This is a genomic window from Pelosinus propionicus DSM 13327 (assembly GCF_900114615.1).
Lineage (GTDB): Bacteria > Bacillota > Negativicutes > DSM-13327 > DSM-13327 > Pelosinus > Pelosinus propionicus.
In genome coordinates this window covers 73,389-93,130 of sequence record NZ_FOTS01000009.1, presented here as the reverse complement: position 1 = coordinate 93,130, position 19,742 = coordinate 73,389, and the positions used below count along the sequence as shown (strand labels likewise).

The window sequence follows — 19,742 nt, the reverse complement described above, 5'->3', positions numbered from 1 at the left end:
AAAAGTGCCAAAAGGGGGAGATGCTTTGCGTAGTGAAGGTAGTATGTTATTAATTAAACATGCAGCAGAGATTGTTACCAGCACAGGGACAACAGCCAGAAAAGGAACTGACATGAATCGCTTGGAGAGAATCATTGATGGTGCATTATTGGCAAAAGACGGCATTGTTGAATGGGTGGGAAAAACTGCTGAGTTGCCCGAAATTTCCCGTGAAAATTTAACAATCATTGATGCGTCAGGGTGCAGTGTTATTCCAGGATTTGTAGATTCTCATACGCATTTTGTGTTTGGCGGTTATCGTCCAGAAGAATTCTTCTGGCGTCTTAGCGGAACCCCTTACTTGGAGATATTAGAGCGGGGCGGTGGTATTTTAAACACCGTGAAAGCCACCCAGTCTATGGACTATGATGCAATGTTTGAGAGTGCATCTAGGCGGTTAGATGACATGCTGCTTATGGGCGTTACTACTGTGGAAGGCAAGAGCGGTTATGGATTAGATTTTGATACGGAACTCATGCAATTAAAAGTTATGGGAAAATTAAATGCCGTGCATACTGTCGAAGTTGTGCCCACTTTTATGGGGGCTCATGCCATTCCTCCTAAATATCATGGGCGCGGAGATGACTATGTCACATTCATTGTGGAAGAACTTTTGCCAGCAGTGGTAGAGCAGTCAATAGCAGAGTTTTGCGACGTATTCTGCGAAAAGGGTGTATTTTCAGTTGATCAGACACGAAAGATTCTGCAGGCCGCAGGTGATTTAGGATTAAAAAGAAAAATTCATGCTGATGAGATTGTATCCTTTGGTGGAGCAGAGCTTGCCGCTGAACTTGGGGCTGTTTCTGCGGATCATTTGCTGCAGGCATCGGATAAAGGGATTGCTGATATGGCTGCCCGAGATGTAGTGGCGACAGTATTGCCAATTACGGCATTTTGTCTTAAGGAAAAATACGCCAGAGCTAGGTGGATCATCGATAATGGCGGAGCACTTGCACTAGCAACTGACTATAATCCAGGAAGTTGCTTTAGTCACTCAATTCCTATGCTGATTGCATTGGCTGCTATCCAGCTTACGTTATCGCCGGCAGAAATCCTGACGGCGTTGACGCTAAATGGTGCAGCTGCCGTTGGAAGAGCAGATCGCATTGGTACGTTAGAACCCGGGAAGCAAGCTGATATACTTATTCTAAAATATCCATCTTATTTATTTTTGAGTTATCATGCTGGAATGAATATCGTTGACCGGGTTATTAAGAAGGGGCAAGTGGTTGTAGATAAAGGATACAGTAATTTAGGAGGTATTAAATAAGATGAGCAAATTAGTAGAATGTGTACCTAACTTTAGTGAAGGACGTCGTTCAGAAGTAATAGAGGCTATCGTAAATGAAGTGAAAAAAATAGAAGGCATCAAGCTGCTGGATGTACAATCTGATGCCAGTCATAATCGCTCAGTGGTAACGTTTGTAGGCGAACCTCAAGCAGTTAAGCAAGCAGCCTTTTCCTCTTGTGCCAAAGCTGCGGAATTGATTGATATGGAACAGCATCATGGTGAGCATCCGCGCATGGGAGCTACTGATGTGATTCCTTTCATTCCAGTACGAGGAGTCAGCCTTGAAGAGTGCGTGGAACTAGCCAATGAATTAGGAAAAGAAATTGCTGAAAAATTAGACATTCCAGTGTATATGTATGAAGCAGCTGCGAAAAAGAGCGAGCGTAAGAATTTGCCGGATGTGCGTAAAGGGCAGTATGAAGGATTAAAAACAGCCATTACGGAGCCAGAAAGAAAGCCAGATTATGGTCCGGCCAAAATGCATCCTAGGGCTGGTGCTACAGTAGTAGGAGCTCGGCAGTGTTTAATTGCCTATAATATTAATCTAAATACCAGTGATGTTAATATAGCTAAAAAAATTGCAGCCGCTATTCGGGAAGCAAAAGGAGGTTTCAAATACTGCCGTGCTATGGGCATTATGATTGAAGAGCGCAATATTGCACAAGTTACTATCAATATGGTTAATTATGAAGGCACGCCACTACACCGGGTATTTGAAACGGTAAAAAATGAAGCAGCCCGATATGGTGTCAACATTATTGGCAGCGAAATAGTGGGACTGGTGCCAATGCAGGCACTTATTGATACAACTGACTATTACTTACGCCTAGAGGGCTTCCAACGCAAACAAGTGCTGGAAGAAAATATTTAGTTGCCAAACTATACAGCTAGTCTTTTAGGAAGTTTCATTTAGGAGCTAAAGATGAGCAAACTTTTACTTAATATGCATTAATCGTTATGCTTATCTTTTGCCTGTTATTTAGGCTTATATATGGTAGTTTTTTGAGAGTACACTGATAAAATTGGGAGGTAGTTAATAGTATGCTGATCGACAAAAGTATCACAGACTTTTTAGCAGAACTAAAATCAGACTCCCCGGCGCCAGGAGGTGGCAGCGCAGCAGCTTTAGCTGGAGCCATCGGGGCTGCGCTGGGGATTATGGTAGGAAACCTAACAGTAGGTAGTAAAAAATATGAAGTGGTGCATGAACAATGCAAGCGGTTATCATTAGATTTTGAAGAACGTTTGACGGCCCTGGAAAAATATATTGACGAGGATACAAAAGCTTTTAATCAGGTAATGAAGGCCTATAAATTATCTAAGAATACTGAAGAAGAAAAACAGATGCGTACAAAAGTCATTCAAGAATCCCTCAAGGCTGCATCTGCATTACCATTTACTGTTGCCGAGACTTGTCTGGATGTATTAGAGCTAGCAGGAAAAATTCTTTCTATTGGTAACATCAATGCGGCAAGTGATGCAGCTGTAGCAGGAAGAATGGCAGAAGCTGCTATGTGGTCTGCTATCTATAATGTACGAATTAATCTGGGGTCAATCAAAGATGATGATTTTGTTGCTGAGATGGCAAGCCGGGTTGAAACTATGGTGGCACGCTCAGAAGTGTTAATGGATCAACTCGTTAAAACTGCAAATGAAAAAATATGAAATGAAGTGCTGTAAATTTCTAAAAACGAGAAGATAATTAAAAACGAAAAAAGAATGTGGAGGGGATTATTGTGACAACGCTGAAAGGCCCCAAAAAGCAGGCGGTGGATACCGAAGCATTAGTTCCAGAAAAGAAAGGTCTCCATCGTGATTTGAAATCTCGGCATATGATGATGATTTCCATTGGTGGTACCATTGGTACGGGGTTATTTCTAGGTGCTGGGCAAGTGGTGAGTGAAGCGGGACCAATTGGTGCGGTGTTAGCTTTTCTATTTGGCGGGATGGTTATGTACTTGGCTCTCCTATGTTTAGGAGAACTTGCCGTGGCAATGCCTGTATCAGGATCATTTCAAAGTTATGCTATGAAATTTATTTCCCCCGGCGTTGGTTTTACAGTAGGATGGTTGTATTGGATTAACTGGGCAGTTTGTATTGCAGCTAACTTTACCGCATCTGCAATTATTATGTCATTGTGGTTTCCTGATGTATCTATTTGGATTTGGTGTGTATTATTTGCTGTATTAGTAACTGCTCTGAATCTAATTTCCGTTAAAGTTTATGGTGAAACTGAGTTTTGGTTTGCAGGTATCAAGGTTGCAGCTATTATTGCCTTTATTCTTGCTGGTGCAGGTTTGATGTTTGGTGCTGTTGGAAATGAAGGAGCGATTGGATTTTCCAACTTTAACACTGGGACTGGGTTATTTCCAAATGGCGGCTGGGCTTTGTTTTTGACTATGATTACGGTAGTCTATTCCTTCCAAGGATCGGAACTGGTAGGTGTGGCAGCTGGAGAATGTGAAGATCCTGGTAAAAATGTGCCTAAAGTTATTAAAGGTGTTGTTTTTCGCATCATTGTGTTCTATGTTCTGGCAATCATTGTATTGGGAGCAACCATTCCTTATAAAGAAGCAGGTGTGCTAGAAAGCCCCTTTGCCTATGTATTTGGTCGTATCGGAATCCCCATTGCAAAAGATATTATGAGCTTTGTTGTTCTTACTTCGGCCTTATCAGCCAGTAATTCTGCATTATATGTTTGTTCGCGTTTACTCTGGTCAATGTCTAAAGACGGCCATGCGCCAAAATGGTTAGGGCATTTAAATTCGGGGGGCGTGCCCACGAATGGTATTTTTTTGACACTGTTATTATCTGCATTATCATTGTTGACCAGTGAATATGCTGCTGACACTGTTTATATATGGCTGATGTCTAGTGTAGGTTTGACTGGCTGCTTGATCTGGATTGTCATCTCTTGGTGCCAAATTAATTTTCGTAAACATTTCCTTGAAATCGGCGGCAATTTGAATGATTTGGTTTTTAGAACGCCACTATATCCCGCGCTGCCAATTCTGGCAATAATCTTGAATATTTGTATTATCGCAAGTTTAGCCTTCATTGATGGACAGGAGATTGTCCTTTATACTGGTTTGCCAATTATCATAGCTATTTATTTGTATTACATCTTGATTCATAGTAAGCGTGAAGAAAAACCAGCAGAAATTAGCAAATAAATTAGCAGAAATTTTCGAAAAATGCGGAGGGGATTCAGGATGATTGTGTTAGATGGAAATTCCTTAACATTGGAAGATGTCATAAAGGTAGCACGCAATTATGAAGAAGTTAGACTCAGTAATAAAGGACGCGAACAAATTATTGCCAGCAGACAGATCGTTGATAAAATATTAGAAGAAGAAAAACCTGTTTATGGTATTTCCACTGGGTTTGGCGATTTCAGTACCATCTTTATTTCAAAAGATGAAAGGGCAAAGTTGCAGCGTAACCTGATTTTAAGTCATGCTACTGGTGTTGGCGATCATTTGTCAGAAGATGTTGTCCGCTCGGCTATGCTGCTGAGAGCGAATTCATTGGCAAAAGGTTATTCGGGGATTCGGTTGTCAACAGTAGAAATGCTGTTAAATCTTCTTAATAAACGAATATGTCCTGCAATCCCAGCTAAAGGATCAGTCGGTGCCAGCGGTGATTTAGCACCTCTTTCACATATGGTGCTAGTTATGCTAGGGGAAGGTGAGGCTTATCTGAGTGGTCAGTTGCTAGCAGGTGCTGATGCGTTAAAAGCTTGTGGTCTAGAGCCCATTGTATTGAGTGGCAAAGAAGGATTGGCATTGATAAATGGTACACAAATTATGACTGCGGTTGGTACGATTGCCTGGCATGATGCTGTTAATTTGATGAAGGCAGCAGATATTGCAGCAGGATTAAGTGTGGAAGCTTTAAAAGGTACTAGGGCGGCTTTTGATCTGCGCATTAGCCAAGTTAGAGCACATCCCGGTCAGGTTGCGACTACGCAAAATATGTTGCGCCTAACTGCCCATAGTGCTATAATTGCTTCTCATATTAATTGCAAAAAAGTACAGGATGCATATTCATTACGCTGTATACCTCAAGTGCATGGTGCCTCTAAAGATGCTCTTAGGCGTGCAGAGGAAACCTTAAATGTCGAAATTAATGCGGCAACAGATAACCCGCTCATTATGCCGGAAACAGGTGAAGCCATTTCCGGAGGAAATTTTCATGGACAGCCGATTGCTTTAGTCATGGATTATCTTAAACTGGCAATTGCTGAACTAGGCAATATTTCTGAACGGCGTACTAACCGTTTGTTAGATGTGCATTTAAGCGATTTGCCAGCATTTTTGACAGCTTTCCCAGGGGTTGACTCTGGTCTTATGATCACGCAATATGTTGCAGCTGCATTGGTATCGGAGAATAAAGTTCTGGTGCATCCAGCTAGTGCCGATTCCATTCCGACTTCTGCGAATCAGGAAGACCATGTAAGCATGGGAACGATTGCTGCTCGTCAAGCTAGAGAAATTTTGGATAATGTCTGCAACGTATTAGCGATTGAAATGCTGGCCGCTGCACAAGGTATTGACTTTTTAGCACCTCTTACAGCCGGTGATGGAACAGCTAAAGCTCATCAAACCATTCGTAGTGTTGTATCGCATTTAGATGAGGATCGGGTACCGGCACCCGACATTAAAACACTTCATAATTTAATTGCCAGCGGCAGAATCGTTCAAGAAGTAGAAGCGGTGGCTGGACAATTGAAAATTTATTAAAGCAAATGAAATCCTGCAATATAGGAGTGAAAATAATCTGGGGGATTTTATCAGATGGTGAAATGTGCTAAAATATTTTCAACTGCTAAACCAGTAATAGAATTGAAACTTAGGTGATGTAATGACGGTATCGGTTCGAAGTATTACGCTTATGGCCATTTTTATTGCTCTAAATATGATTTTAAGTAGAATTTGTAGCGTTCATATTCCATTTGAAGGTGTTGAAAGTATTAGAATCGGGTTTGGCACGCTGCCATTAGTACTGAGTGGTATTTTGTTAGGTGCAAGATTAGGTTTTCTTGCAGGCTTGATTGGTGATGTGCTGGGATTTATCCTGGCACCATCAGGTATATTTCTGCCAACTTTTACGATTGCTGCCGGATTACATGGTTTTCTTGCAGGGATCATTGCAGGAGGTGGCAATTATAAAGATTGTTTGCGATGGCGTATGTATTTAGCAATTGCTGTAAGTCAGATTTTAGTTGCCATGATCCTAGTGCCTTGTTTACTGCAATGGCATTTTGGTATTCCTTTTTGGGTTACACTGCCTGCAAGATTGATTACACAAGGTATTCTGATCCCGATATACTGCATGCTGATTTATGCTGTGGTAGACAGATTAAAATTCTGTTATCGTGAACAATCAGTAGGATCATCCCAATAGCCTGTTCTGGCATAAAACCTCCTATACGAATTCCAGCGAGAATTCGTATAGGAGGTTTGTCTTTTTATGATCGATATAAGTTGTTATTAGGTTAGTTTTGTCACAATTAGTACGCCAAATCTTACTCTTTTATGAGTGTCTTTCTGTGTTATATAATGGAAATGAAAAAGAGGTGATAGGTATTACACTCAATGAAATGTCTGCTCAATTATTTCAAATGATTACAAGCAGTGACCAGGCTGTAACGATTTCTGCTTTAGCAGAGGCTTTGCATAGCACTCCGCGACAAATTCGCTATAGCTTGGATAAAATAGATGAGTTTCTAGAATACAATAAGTTTCCACAATTTCTTCGTAAGCCTAATGTAGGAATCACTTATACTGCCTCTCCTCAGATTGTGGAAATGATTATGCAGAAACTGTTAGACCGGGAAAATTATCATTATATAGCTTCTCAAGAAGAACGAGTTGAAATAATTTTGGCTGTATTGCTGCAGCAGGAAAACTATATGACGATTGATGATCTTGGTGAAAGGTTAAAAACAAGCCGTAGTACCGTAATTAAAGATTTAAGTAAAGTAAGAGAAGTATTGAAAGACAATCACTTAACATTGATTTCCTCCACAAATCATGGGATAAAAATCATGGGAGAGGAAAGATATCTGCGTCGCGCATCCATTGAACTATTAATGAAATGTATAGAAGTGCGAGGTTTCTTAAATCAAGAAATATCACAAATGTTAAAAAATATGAATACGATTTTTTCTCAATCGGAAATTTCTAATATGTTTTCCAATATGAATATCCCTTTTATTGAGGGGTGCGTGATTGAGGCAGAAAAGCAGTTAGAAACCACTTTTTCTGATGAGGCATTTTATGGCTTGGTCATGCACATAGCAATTGCTATAAAAAGAATCAATTTAGGCAGAGATATTGTAATGCCGTATAACGAGCTTAAAAGCTATGAGACCACAAAGGAGTTTGCCGCTGCATCTTATGTCGCAAGCAAGCTGGAAGAAGAATTTAAGATTGAAGTTCCCTATGCTGAAATTGGATATATCACCATTCATCTGCTTGGCAGCAACGTATATGCATCAAATACCTCATCCAATGAAGATTGGCCGGCTCTTCAAATTGTAACAGGGAAGATTCTAGAAGAAGTAAGTCAAAGGTTGCAGCAGGAATCTTTGATTCAGGATGAAGACCTATTTAGCGGTTTGCTAGAGCATTTACGACCTGCCATCTATAGACTTAAAAATGATTTAAAATTAAAAAATCCAGTACTAGATGAAATTAAAGTAAGATATCATCAACTGTTTCAAATTGTAAAAAACAGTATGGCATCGGTAGAAGGTTATATCGGCAAATCATTTAATGATGAAGAAATTGGGTATTTTACTTTACATTTTGGCGCGGCTTTAGAAAAATTAAAAGACAAGAATGAAATGGAAAAGAAAATTCTGGTGGTTTGTAGTACGGGGTTAGGTACTGCCAGATTATTATCTTCCAGATTACAGCAATTATTCTATGTGAAGATTGTGGATGTGATTGCTTATCGTCAAGTAAATCAAGTTCTCAGAGATCGGAAAGTTGATCTTATAGTAACAACACTACCCGTAAAAACTGATGTAGTTCCCTGTGTACAGGTCAATCCGATGCTTTTGGAAAAAGATGTTGAGAAATTAAAAAAATATTTAATCCAATATCACTTTCAGCCAAAGGATATTTTTCTCCAGACACTAACATTGATTGAAGAGCATTGTGACATAAAAAATTATGATGCATTAGTAGCAGGATTGGCGAAAATTTTAAAAGCAGACAATATAGGGAAGAAGGGAGTTGTACAACCATTGTTAAGAGAGCTATTAACAGCAGATATGATAGAGGTAAATGTAAAAACGAAGAGCTGGGAGGAAGTGATTTATAAAGGAGGAAAACTTTTAGAGGATTCTGGTTTGATTGAACATCGCTATGTGGATGCCATGGTGAGCACGGTAAAGAAAATGGGAGCCTATATCGTTATCGCAAAAGGGATTGCCATGCCTCATGCAAGGCCAGAAGATGGAGTAAAAAAAGTGGGAATGGCGTTGATAACTTTAAAGGCCCCAGTGAACTTTGGCAGTAAGGAGAATGATCCTGTTAGCGTAGCAGTTTTCTTGTGCGCCGTAGATAATACTACCCATTTAAAAGCGTTAGCTGAATTAATGCAATTATTAGATGATGAAGAGTTTAAAGCAACGGCGGATGCAGCGAGTAGTAAAGAAGAAATAGTAGCATATATCAACAGCAAAGAAGTAGATAGGAGGTGACCCAATGATGCTTACGATCTTAACCGTGTGTGGAAATGGGATTGGCAGCAGTATTATGTTGAAAATGAAAATTGATGAGATTTGTGAAGATCATCATATTAAAGCTTCTGTAGAATCAGCAGACTTTAATTCGGCCCAAGGGAAAAAGGCGGACCTGATTATTACGGTAAAAGAGTTGGCCTATCAATTTGAGGGGCGTAAAGTGGCGGTGGTTCGAAGCTACATTAATAAGAAAAAGATTGAAGAAGATGTACTTGAGATTCTAAAAAGAATACAAGAAAGTAAAATGTAGGGGGTATGATCTATGTCCACATTTACCATCATTCTAGAATTCTTTCGGGACGTACTAAAACAACCGGCATTATTAATGGGAATCATGGCACTTATCGGTCTAGTAGCCCTAAAAAGGCCTACGTTCAAAGTCATGACAGGAACCTTGAAACCAATTCTAGGCTATTTGATGCTAGGAGCGGGTGCTGATTTTATTGTTGCCAATTTGACACCCCTGGGAAAAATGATTGAAGAAGGTTTTCACATTACTGGTGTAGTTCCTAATAACGAAGCCATCGTTTCCGTAGCACAAAAAGTACTTGGCATTGAAACCATGTCCATTCTTGTAGCTGGTTTAGTAATTAATCTTCTTATTGCAAGATTTACCAAATATAAATATGTGTTTCTAACAGGGCATCATAGTTTTTTCATGGCGTGTCTTCTTTCAGCGGTTTTAGGTGCTTCAGGCATGAAAGGGGCTGAACTGATTTTTATTGGTGGTTTTATTCTTGGAGCGTGGAGTGCCATCTCACCAGCAATTGGTCAAAAATATACGTTAAAGGTGACAGATGGTGATGAAATTGCCATGGGACACTTTGGTAGCCTAGGTTATTATTTATCTGCATGGGTTGGCAAATTTGCTGGAAAACCAGAAGAGAGTACAGAAAAAATGGAAGTACCTGAACAATGGGGATTTCTCAGAGATACTACTATATCTACAGCTTTGACCATGATGATATTTTATTTAATTGCAGCTTTTGCTGCGGGAGCTAGCTATGTAAATACTTTATCTGGTGAAATGTCACCCTTTCTATTTGCAATCATGTCGGCTCTAAAATTTGCTGTTGGTGTTACCATTGTGTATGCAGGTGTTCGAATGATTCTTGGTGATTTAATTCCTGCTTTTCAAGGAATTGCAACGAAAATCATACCTAATGCGATTCCTGCTGTAGATTGCGCTGTATTCTTTACTTATGCCCCGACAGCTGTTGTAATCGGCTTTATTAGTTCCTTTATTGGCGGTATAATAGGTATGTTACTATTAGGAACCGCTGGAGGTGTGCTCATCATACCAGGGCTTGTTCCACATTTCTTCTGCGGTGCTACGGCTGGAATCTATGGAAATGCTACTGGCGGTAGAAAAGGAGCTGCATTGGGAGCTTTTGTAAATGGTTTGGCCATTACTTTTTTGCCTGCATTTCTACTTCCTGTTCTTGGGCAGTTAGGATTTCAGAACACAACTTTTGGTGATGCAGATTTTGGTTTTCTAGGAATTTTGTTAGGTAAAGCATATGATGCAGTAGGCCCAGCAGGGATTTATATCCTTGTTGCGATTCTAGTAATAGTACTGGTGATTCCAAATCATATAAAAACCAAAGCTCATGCCATTAACAACGTGCAGGGCTAGGCTGAAAAATCGAGAAAAGCGTGCCGTTCTAAAAAGTAAGAATAGCACGCTGCTTCTCTTTGTAGTATAGTAGATAATAAGTGAAAAGAGTGAGTGATGTTATGTATGATGAAGTAAATAACAAGGTGGATGTGGTAGGGATTGGGGTATCCACTATAGATATGTTTACTGTTGTGGATGCTTTTCCTAAGACCAGAGAAGTACAAAAGGCATCCAATATGGTTCTTGATGGCGGTGGACCGGTTGCCACAGCGATGGTGACGCTGGCAAAATTAGGAGCAAAGACGATAATGATTGATAATCTAGGGGATGATTGGAGCGGCTTACTGATTGCAGAAGACTTTAAAAAGTATAATGTGCAAACACACTGCCTTGAAATTTTCTCGGAACAGACTTCTTCAATAGCCAATATACTAGTGGAGAAAGACACTGGCATTCGTGCGATTCTCTATCATCCTGGATCAGTTCCAGAAATAAAGGACATTACAAAGTATACCCACATTATACAAGGAGCCAAAGTTCTTCATTTGAATGGTAGGCATTTAGAAGCTAGTTTAGCGGCTATCGATATTGCAAAACATGCGGGAGTTAAAATATCATTTGACGGTGGTGCAAATCGATATAATCAGAATATGCGGCAGATTGTACCAAAGGTAGATATTTGCATTTTGGCAAAAGAATTCGCTTTTGCCTATACAGGTGAAACTAAAATAGATCGAGCAGGCGAGACATTGATAAAATCCGGCTTAGAACTTGTTGGAATAACTGATGGAATCAATGGAAGCTGGGTCTTCGACAACGATATTGGTGTATTTCATCAACCTGCATTTAAAATGGACAATGTCGTAGATACCACAGGATGCGGGGATAGTTATCACGGAGGTTTCTTATATGGAATTCTCCACAACATGTCCCTGAAAAAATGTGCAGAATTTGCCAGTGCTGTAGCGGCTCTGAATACTCAGGCTCTTGGGGGAAGAAAGGGATTGCCATCTTTAAAAACCGTTGAAATGTTTTTACGAAATCATTGAGTCAGGCAGTAATCTGCTTGACCCTTTTTATTCAAGATCAGGCATTAGAGCAAATCCTGTTTCTTTAGGGTTGTGTATTTTCCAAATTATGCGATAATTAATATAATAAAAGGAGGGTTGGTTTTGAGTATCTTTTCGTGGTTATTTGCAAAAAATACGGAAAAAAATTCGATGGTTCGGAAATGGATACTACAAGAAATTAAGAAAGTGGACATTGAAAATCCAGATGTTTACGTGTTATTTCTAGGACTCATACAGACAGCTGTTTCTTGGGGAAAGCATGACATAAAAGGGCAGGATGACCAAATGTTAGAAGTATCCAAGCAATACCTAGGAGATGCTACGATCTTTGAAATTGCTGCGTATACCTATTATCGAGTTGAAATCTGGTTAGACAAGGAGCAGCCAGAGCTTGCAAAGCAAATTGCTCTTCCGATTCGCGAATGGATAGCAGAGAAGTTCCACACTGTACTTTATGTGGATGAAAGACTGTTTAATCAATTATTTGAAGAACAATTGATCCGGTATAAGAGCTTGACTGGTGCAGGTAAGACCCTTACTGATTTGCATTTGGAATTAGAACAGCGTATTTTATTGACAAGAGGAGATCGATTTAATAAACAATCGTTGTCCAAAGATTCTGCTAGTGCAGCTCTTGAGTCTCAATATATTAAAAAGAGTTTGGTAAAATATGAAGAAATCAATATACCAGAAGTAATTGCAAACATACAGCAATATTGTGAAAAGCAATCGAAAATAAAATTGGAGGAAAGAAAGAGCAAAGGTCAGCAATTAATGGAAAACCATGAACAGCGTGACTATTTATATGGAATGGCGCTAGTTGCACAGAACGATTGGGTAAGAGCCTGCAACGCTTTTACAAAGGTATTAGCTGCAAATCCTAAGCATTATGATGCGTTAATACAACGAGGTTTGTTGTACAGCACATTGCACCAATATGTAGATGCATTGGAAGATTTCACAGTGGCAATTGAGGTAAATCCGAATGAATCGGCAGCTTATATTCATCGAGGTAAATGCTACCACCGCAACTTGCGGGTAAAAGATAAATCGTTAGCCGATTATTCAGAGGCGATTCGACTGGCACCTAATCTTGCAGCTGGATATTTCGGGCGTGGTGAATTATATGACGAAATAGCATTACATAAAGAGAAACAAGCTCTTGAAAAACATGACCATCTCACATATGGACATCTTTCAGAAGAATTCTTGGCTGCGATCCATGATTATAGTCAAGTAATTGCATTAGAACCTGAATATGATGCTGCTTATGCAAATCGAGCATTGCTATATGCACGAAAGGCTCGTGCACATCAGCATATAGATGATATAACAAATGCGATTGCAGACTTTGAAAAGGCCATGAGTTTAAACTGGGAACATGGTTATTTATATAAACAACAAGATGAAATGAAAGAATTATTAGAGGAAAGCCAATTAGAGAAAGAAGCTTAATTTGAAACTGACCAGAGTTATGTTTGCGGTCAAAATAAATCGGAGGCAACGGATATGCATCGTCGACTTATACTATTATTTTTATGCATGATCTTAGGGGTAAATATTGCTTTTGCCGCTCCAGCGCCCCCTCAAGTAGAGGCTGAAGCGGCCATCGTAATAATGGTCAATACCAATCAGGTTTTATTTGAAAAGAATTCAAAAGGTATTATGTATCCAGCAAGTACTACTAAGATCATGACATTGATTACTGCGTTAGAAAAAGGCAATTTGAATGATATCATTACTGTAAGTTCTAGTGAGGCAGCTTGTGAAGGGTCAAGCCTCGAACTTAAAGCAGGGAATCAATTAACGCTAAAAAATGCATTGTACGGTATGATGTTGGTGTCAGGTAATGATGCAGCAGAAGCTATCGCTGATCATATAGCAGGATCAATACCCGCTTTCGTGGAGATCATGAATAACAACGCAGAAAAAATCGGAGCAACAAATACTCATTTTACCAATCCTCATGGACTGCCTGATCCAATAAATCATTTTACTACTGCTTATGATCTTGGATTAATTACAGCATATGGGATGAAAAATCCTGATTTTGCAAAAATTGTATCCACTCAAGAATATGATGTTAACTTTCTAAACCGAAGTACAATTCATGTACGCAATACGAATAAATTATTAAAGACATATTTGGGGAGCAATGGAGTGAAAACAGGCTATACTAATGATGCAGGTGATTGCTTAGTGGCTTCTGCAAAACGAGGCGATGTACAATTAATAGCCGTTATATTAAATAGCGATTACCGCTGGACAGACGCTTCTAAACTGCTTGACTATGGCTTTGAGCAAATAGCGTTACAACGAACTAAATAACACAAGAATTAGAATAATATAAAGAGTGGGCATGTCAGCTAAGTTGCTGATATGCTCTCTTAGTAAACGTAGGATGCCCTATATATTACACAAGGGAGTGAAAATGATGTCAATTAGTAAGCGACTATTTGGCAAGGTAGAAAAACAAGAGATATACGAATATGTGTTTAAAAATGATAATGGTGTAGAGATTTCTTGTTTGAATTATGGGTGCATTATTACTAAGATTATAATACCTGACCGTAAGGGCAATTATGAAAATATTGTAATTGGATTTCAAGACCTAGCAGATTACCAAAGAAGTTCGTTATTTGCTGGTGCAGCTGTGGGAAGAGTAGCTGGTAGAATACGTGATGCACAGTTTGTATTAGAGGGAAAAAAACATATCTTGCCCCAAAATGATGGCCCCAATAATCTACATAGTGGTCCAAAGGGGTTTCATAATGCAATATGGGATGCAGTGGTGATTGATAAAGTACAAGAAGATACGATCAAATTTTCACATACTAGTTTAGACGAGATAGAGGGATATCCAGGAGTATTAACAACCCAAATCACCTATACATTAAATAACAAGAATGAATTCATCATTCATTATCGGGGGCAGTCAGATAAAACTACGTTGTTCAATCCTACAAATCATACATATTTTAATTTAAGCGGTAATTGCAAACATGATATCTCTCAGCACAGTTTAAAAATAAACAGTAGTCGCTTTTTAGAATTAACACAGCAGCTGCTTCCTACTGGTAAGCTGCTGGATGTTACAGATACTGTTTTTGACTTTAGAAATAGCCGGAAAATAATGGAGGGAATTAATTCGGATCATCCCCAAAATACGATAGCCGGCCAAGGCTATGACCATCCTTTTATTTTAGACAGTAATCATGATAGCGAAATTGTCTTACAGGATGAGGAAAGCGGACGCATTTTGACAATTGAAACAGATGCAGTGGGTGTAGTACTCTATACGGGAAATTACATACCAAATGATTTTGATATCTATGGGGTAAAATCTCGACGTTATTTAGGATTGTGTCTTGAAACTCAGGGGCTTCCTGACGCAATTCATCATTCGGATTTTCCACCCTGCATTCTGCAGAAAGATCAAATTTCTACCACAACGACGAAATACACTTTTAATGTAGCACTGTAATGACGATGTGATTGAGCAGATGTGTGTACGGACCTAAATACGAAAAAAGAGTTTAAACAAGAAATGTATAATAGATGCTCCCTCTACAAACAGGGTTATTAAACCAATACCTGTCTATAGAGGGAGATTTATTATATTTAAGAAAAAATGTTGTGCAAAAGGAGGAAATCCAAAATATATAGCGTATTTATAAAACAATTAATTTAATATTTAATTAATTGTTTTATAATATGGACGCGTATTATAAATATTATGGAATTATACAAGTTATGAAGAATATAATTCCATATAACAAATTCAAAATTAAATAATATAATAAATTTAATTTATTAACTATTGGATTGTGTTTCCATTTCCGAGAAAAAGCATTTATTCCTAACACCAATCGTTTTCTAAAATATTAAATTGGTTAGCCTTTGTGAAGTTGAACTAATAAACAATATTTTTTAATGTTAGTGTCACGATTTAATAAAAGGAGGTCAGTGATATGGGAAATAAAAAGTATAGTATTGGAATTGATTATGGGACGCAGTCCGGTAGAGCCATGCTTGTTGAGGTGGAAACTGGCAAGGAAATTGCGACTGCAGTAGTACCCTATGCCGATGGTGTAATTGACAAACAATTACCAGGCACTGCTATTCAGTTAGAGCATGATTGGGCATTGCAAAATCCAGAGGACTATTTAGATGTTTTGTATCAAGCAGTACCACAGGTTTTAAAGGATTCTCAGATAGATTCAGCAGATGTAATTGGCCTGGGAATTGACTTTACTGCTTGTACGATGCTTCCTGTAGCTAAAGATGGTAGGGCCTTATGTCAGCTTCCAGAGTATCGAAATAATCCTCACGCTTGGGTTAAACTGTGGAAGCATCATGCTGCGCAAGATGAAGCTAATTCGTTAAATCGCATTGCAGCTAGCCGTGGAGAGACGTTCTTAGCTCGGTACGGCGGCAAGATTTCTTCTGAATGGATAATTCCGAAAATTTGGCAAATTCTTGACGAGGCTCCTGAGATTTATGAAGCAGCTGATCGGTTTATGGAAGCTACTGACTGGGTAACCATGCAAATGACCGGAATTGATGTACGTAATAGCTGCACTGCTGGCTATAAGGCAATATGGCATAAAAAAGACGGATATCCTGGAAAGGATTTTTTTAAAGCCTTGGATCCTAGATTGGAAAATCTAGTGGCAGAAAAATTAAGCAGCGATATTATTGCGATTGGCAGTAAAGCCGGAGGCTTGATTTCTGGTATGGCCAAACAAATGGGACTAAAAGCAGGAACGGCTGTAGCAGTAGGTAATGTAGATGCTCATGCTGCTGTTCCAGCGGCAGGGGTTGTTACACCAGGAAAAATGGTCATGAGTATGGGAACATCCATTTGTCATTTAGTCTTAGGTGAAGAAGAAAAAAACGTGGATGGTATGTGTGGTGTAGTCGAGGATGGTATTGTTGGCGGCTATTTTGGTTATGAGGCTGGTCAGTCTGCTGTAGGAGATATTTTTGAATGGTTTGTAGCAAACTGCGTCCCTGGCAGCTACTTTGCTCAAGCAAGTGAGAGAAATATTAATATTCATCACTTACTTGAAGAGAAAGCTAGCAAATTTGTACCTGGGGAAAGTGGCTTATTAGCTCTTGATTGGTGGAATGGGAATCGTTCGGTACTTGTTGATACGAATCTTACGGGAGTTTTGCTAGGAGCTACCTTACTTACCAAACCAGAAGAAATTTATCGGGCACTGATAGAAGCCACTGCCTTTGGAACCAATATGATTGTCGAAACATTTATCAATGCAGGGGTGCCAATTGAACAATTGTATGCATGTGGTGGTTTATCTCAAAAAAATAATATGCTAATGCAAATTTATGCAGATGCAACGGGCTTAGAGATTCGTGTTGCTACCTCTTTGCAGACGCCTGCACTAGGAGCTGCGATGTTTGGTGCAGTTGCAGCAGGCAAAGAAGCTGGGGGATATGACACTATTTTTGATGCAGCCGCTAAGATGACGAGTATAAAACAGGTTTATACACCGAATCCAGAAAATGTTGCTCGTTATAAAAAGCTGTATGCAGAATATAAAATCCTACATGACTATTTTGGCCGTGGTGCTAATGATGTTATGAAGCGACTCAAAGAAATTAAGAAAAATACAAAAGTTATAAAAAGTAAAATGCTTGAGAAGTAAGAGAAGGAGGTTCAGATTGTTGTGTTAGAGGAACTGAAAGATCAAGTATGGCAAGCAAATATGAATTTACAAAAACACGGATTAGTTGTATTTACATGGGGGAATGCCAGTGGCATTGACAGGGAAAAGGGCTTGATCGTGATCAAGCCTAGTGGTGTAGAATATGATGCGATGCGGCCTCAGGATATGGTCGTTCTGGACTTGGAGGGAAACCAGGTGGAGGGAAGCCTCAGACCTTCTTCAGATACGCCCACTCATTTAGTCTTATATCGTAACTTTTCTGCTATTGGCGGTGTTGTTCATACTCATTCTACCTGCGCTACAGCGTGGGCCCAGGCAGGAAAATCGATTCCAGCATTTGGTACCACTCACGCAGATTATTTTTATGGCGAAGTTCCTTGTACGCGTAATCTAACTAAAGAAGAAATTCAAGGGGAATATGAAGAAGAAACAGGTAATGTGATTGTGGAACAATTTGAGCAGAAAAAGCCGCTTCATGTTCCGGGGGTTCTAGTTGCCAATCATGGACCTTTTTCCTGGGGAAAAGATGTTCATGATGCAGTCTATCATGCTGTAGTTTTAGAAGAGTTGGCAAAAATGGCCTTTTATACTTGTTCAACGAATCCAGAGGTCAAAGCTATGGATAAGCTGTTATTGGATAAACACTTTTTAAGAAAACATGGCGAAAACGCTTATTATGGACAAAACAAGATGTAATAATATGGGATAAGAAAAAGGAGGACTGCAATAATGTTTACAAATCTAAAAAACAAAGAAGTATGGTTTATAACTGGCAGCCAGCATCTTTATGGTGAGGAAACGCTAAAAGAGGTAGCAAAGCATTCACAGACGATTGCTGCATCACTTGGGGAAAATGAGAAAATACCTGTAAAGGTTATCTTTAAACCTGTATTAACCAGTTCAGATGCCATATATGATCTTTGCGTTGAAGCCAATACCTCGAAAAATTGTATTGGACTGATTGCCTGGATGCACACCTTCTCACCAGCCAAAATGTGGATTAATGGCCTGAATATATTAAATAAGCCATTGGCTCATCTTGATACCCAGTACAATCGTGATATTCCTTGGTCAGACATCGATATGAACTTCATGAATAGCAATCAATCTGCTCATGGGGATCGAGAATTTGGATTTATTTGCACCAGAATGAAAAGAGCGCGTAAAGTTATTGTTGGATACTGGAAGGATGAAGCTGTCATTCAGAAGCTGGCTGTTTGGTGTGGAGCAGCGTTAGCGTGGAATGATTTACAGGGGGCTAAATTTGCTCGCTTTGGTGATAATATGCGAGAAGTTGCCGTGACGGAAGGTGACAAGGTTGAGGCACAGATGAAGTTTGGATACTCCGTCAATGGATATGCCCTAGGGGATCTTATTAAATATGTGGATGGTGTCAGCAATGCGGAAATTCGCTCATTGGTTGCTGAATATGAAGAATCCTATGAGATACAGCCTGAATTAGCGCAAGACGGGGCAAAGCGGGCTTCCTTAAAAGATGCCGCTAAGATTGAATTAGGTATGAGGCAATTCCTGGAAGAAGGTAATTTCAAAGGATTTACCTCAAATTTTGAAAATTTATATGGTTTATCACAATTACCAGGATTGGCTTGCCAGCGCTTAATGGCAGCTGGGTATGGTTTTGGCGGTGAAGGAGATTGGAAGACGGCAGTGCTCATTAGAGCCATGAAAGTAATGTCTTATGGTCTTATAGGCGGAACCTCTTTCATGGAAGATTACACCTATCACTTAGAAGATGGCAATATGAAGGTACTTGGTTCTCATATGCTGGAAGTATGTCCATCAATTGCAAATAAAAAACCTTCAATGGAAATTCATCCCCTCTCTATTGGCGGTAAGGATGATCCTGTTAGATTAGTGTTCAATGTAGCCGCTGGCAGGGGGCTTAATGCAACAATTATTGATATGGGCAGTCGTTTTAGATTGATAGTTAATGAACTAGATGTAGTGAATCCCGATTATGATTTACCCAAGCTGCCAGTTGCTAGAGCCTTATGGGTGCCACAGCCTGATCTTAAGGTTGGTACACAAGCTTGGATTTTGGCAGGTGGAGCCCATCATAGCGGCTTTAGCCAAGCGGTAACGAAGGAACATTTAGAAGATTTTAGTGAAATAGCTGGAATCGAATTCGTTTTGATTAATCATGAGACTAAAATTCATGAACTCAAGAAAGAGCTTCGGTGGAACGATTTATATTATCATTTGGCAAAATAACTGATTGAAGAACAATGAATAATCTAAGAGCAAATGATAAAGGAGA

At 39.4% G+C, this 19,742-nt stretch carries 16 protein-coding genes; all 16 read left to right on the top strand.

Features of this window, described 5'->3' with window-relative positions; translation table 11 throughout:
* Positions 1–25 precede the first annotated feature (25 nt).
* The 16 genes from hutI (at position 26) to araA (ending at position 19,696) form a co-directional block, all read left to right on the top strand.
* A complete protein-coding gene (hutI, locus tag BMZ99_RS06535; RefSeq protein ID WP_090934185.1) occupies positions 26–1,309 on the top strand; it encodes an imidazolonepropionase in 1,284 nt (427 codons plus the stop codon).
* A 1-nt stretch (position 1,310) separates the two neighbouring features.
* On the top strand, positions 1,311–2,201 hold the full coding sequence (gene ftcD / locus BMZ99_RS06530; RefSeq protein WP_090934182.1) for a glutamate formimidoyltransferase: 891 nt from the start codon (positions 1,311–1,313) through the stop codon (positions 2,199–2,201).
* 170 nt (positions 2,202–2,371) lie between these two features.
* Entirely contained in the window at positions 2,372–2,995 is a 624-nt protein-coding gene (locus BMZ99_RS06525) for a cyclodeaminase/cyclohydrolase family protein (RefSeq protein ID WP_090934179.1), read from the top strand.
* A 71-nt stretch (positions 2,996–3,066) separates the two neighbouring features.
* Entirely contained in the window at positions 3,067–4,503 is a 1,437-nt protein-coding gene (locus BMZ99_RS06520) for an amino acid permease (protein ID WP_090934173.1), read from the top strand.
* 39 nt (positions 4,504–4,542) lie between these two features.
* Positions 4,543–6,072 (top strand): histidine ammonia-lyase, encoded by a 1,530-nt coding sequence (gene hutH / locus BMZ99_RS06515; RefSeq protein WP_090934169.1) that lies wholly within the window; start codon positions 4,543–4,545, stop codon positions 6,070–6,072.
* Positions 6,073–6,193: 121 nt separating this feature from the next.
* Positions 6,194–6,736 carry a folate family ECF transporter S component gene (locus tag BMZ99_RS06510; RefSeq protein ID WP_090934166.1) on the top strand — a complete coding sequence of 181 codons (543 nt, stop codon included), beginning with the start codon at positions 6,194–6,196 and terminating at the stop codon, positions 6,734–6,736.
* Positions 6,737–6,881: 145 nt separating this feature from the next.
* The gene (locus tag BMZ99_RS06505; RefSeq protein WP_245754851.1) at positions 6,882–9,044 is read left to right on the top strand and encodes a BglG family transcription antiterminator; all 2,163 of its coding nucleotides are present in this window, start codon (positions 6,882–6,884) and stop codon (positions 9,042–9,044) included.
* A gap of 7 nt (positions 9,045–9,051) precedes the next feature.
* On the top strand, positions 9,052–9,336 hold the full coding sequence (locus BMZ99_RS06500) for a PTS sugar transporter subunit IIB (RefSeq protein ID WP_090934286.1): 285 nt from the start codon (positions 9,052–9,054) through the stop codon (positions 9,334–9,336).
* A 12-nt stretch (positions 9,337–9,348) separates the two neighbouring features.
* Positions 9,349–10,722, top strand: coding sequence for a PTS ascorbate transporter subunit IIC (locus BMZ99_RS06495; protein ID WP_090934159.1), 1,374 nt, complete (start codon positions 9,349–9,351; stop codon positions 10,720–10,722).
* 80 nt (positions 10,723–10,802) lie between these two features.
* A complete protein-coding gene (locus BMZ99_RS06490; RefSeq protein ID WP_245754849.1) occupies positions 10,803–11,753 on the top strand; it encodes a carbohydrate kinase family protein in 951 nt (316 codons plus the stop codon).
* A 123-nt stretch (positions 11,754–11,876) separates the two neighbouring features.
* The gene (locus BMZ99_RS06485) at positions 11,877–13,229 is read left to right on the top strand and encodes a tetratricopeptide repeat protein (RefSeq protein WP_090934152.1); all 1,353 of its coding nucleotides are present in this window, start codon (positions 11,877–11,879) and stop codon (positions 13,227–13,229) included.
* 54 nt (positions 13,230–13,283) lie between these two features.
* Positions 13,284–14,102 (top strand): D-alanyl-D-alanine carboxypeptidase family protein, encoded by an 819-nt coding sequence (locus tag BMZ99_RS06480; RefSeq protein WP_090934149.1) that lies wholly within the window; start codon positions 13,284–13,286, stop codon positions 14,100–14,102.
* 103 nt (positions 14,103–14,205) lie between these two features.
* Positions 14,206–15,258 (top strand): aldose epimerase family protein, encoded by a 1,053-nt coding sequence (locus BMZ99_RS06475; RefSeq protein WP_090934147.1) that lies wholly within the window; start codon positions 14,206–14,208, stop codon positions 15,256–15,258.
* A 487-nt stretch (positions 15,259–15,745) separates the two neighbouring features.
* On the top strand, positions 15,746–17,443 hold the full coding sequence (locus BMZ99_RS06470) for a ribulokinase (RefSeq protein ID WP_090934145.1): 1,698 nt from the start codon (positions 15,746–15,748) through the stop codon (positions 17,441–17,443).
* Between the two features lie 21 nt (positions 17,444–17,464).
* Positions 17,465–18,160: an L-ribulose-5-phosphate 4-epimerase gene (gene araD, locus BMZ99_RS06465; protein WP_090934143.1), complete on the top strand. Its 696-nt coding sequence runs from the start codon at positions 17,465–17,467 to the stop codon at positions 18,158–18,160.
* Between the two features lie 33 nt (positions 18,161–18,193).
* Entirely contained in the window at positions 18,194–19,696 is a 1,503-nt protein-coding gene (araA, locus tag BMZ99_RS06460; RefSeq protein WP_090934141.1) for an L-arabinose isomerase, read from the top strand.
* Positions 19,697–19,742: the final 46 nt, after the last annotated feature.

What these genes read in the sequence shown, in the direction of transcription:
- BMZ99_RS06510 (WP_090934166.1), top strand. Translation starts at nt 6,194, where the DNA reads ATGACGGTATCGGTTCGAAGTATTACGCTTATGGCCATTTTTATTGCT.
- BMZ99_RS06500 (WP_090934286.1), top strand. Translation starts at nt 9,052, where the DNA reads ATGCTTACGATCTTAACCGTGTGTGGAAATGGGATTGGCAGCAGTATT.
- BMZ99_RS06495 (WP_090934159.1), top strand. Translation starts at nt 9,349, where the DNA reads ATGTCCACATTTACCATCATTCTAGAATTCTTTCGGGACGTACTAAAA.
- araA (WP_090934141.1), top strand. Translation starts at nt 18,194, where the DNA reads ATGTTTACAAATCTAAAAAACAAAGAAGTATGGTTTATAACTGGCAGC.
- BMZ99_RS06480 (WP_090934149.1), top strand. Translation starts at nt 13,284, where the DNA reads ATGCATCGTCGACTTATACTATTATTTTTATGCATGATCTTAGGGGTA.
- BMZ99_RS06525 (WP_090934179.1), top strand. Translation starts at nt 2,372, where the DNA reads ATGCTGATCGACAAAAGTATCACAGACTTTTTAGCAGAACTAAAATCA.
- ftcD (WP_090934182.1), top strand. Translation starts at nt 1,311, where the DNA reads ATGAGCAAATTAGTAGAATGTGTACCTAACTTTAGTGAAGGACGTCGT.
- hutH (WP_090934169.1), top strand. Translation starts at nt 4,543, where the DNA reads ATGATTGTGTTAGATGGAAATTCCTTAACATTGGAAGATGTCATAAAG.
- BMZ99_RS06475 (WP_090934147.1), top strand. Translation starts at nt 14,206, where the DNA reads ATGATGTCAATTAGTAAGCGACTATTTGGCAAGGTAGAAAAACAAGAG.
- BMZ99_RS06470 (WP_090934145.1), top strand. Translation starts at nt 15,746, where the DNA reads ATGGGAAATAAAAAGTATAGTATTGGAATTGATTATGGGACGCAGTCC.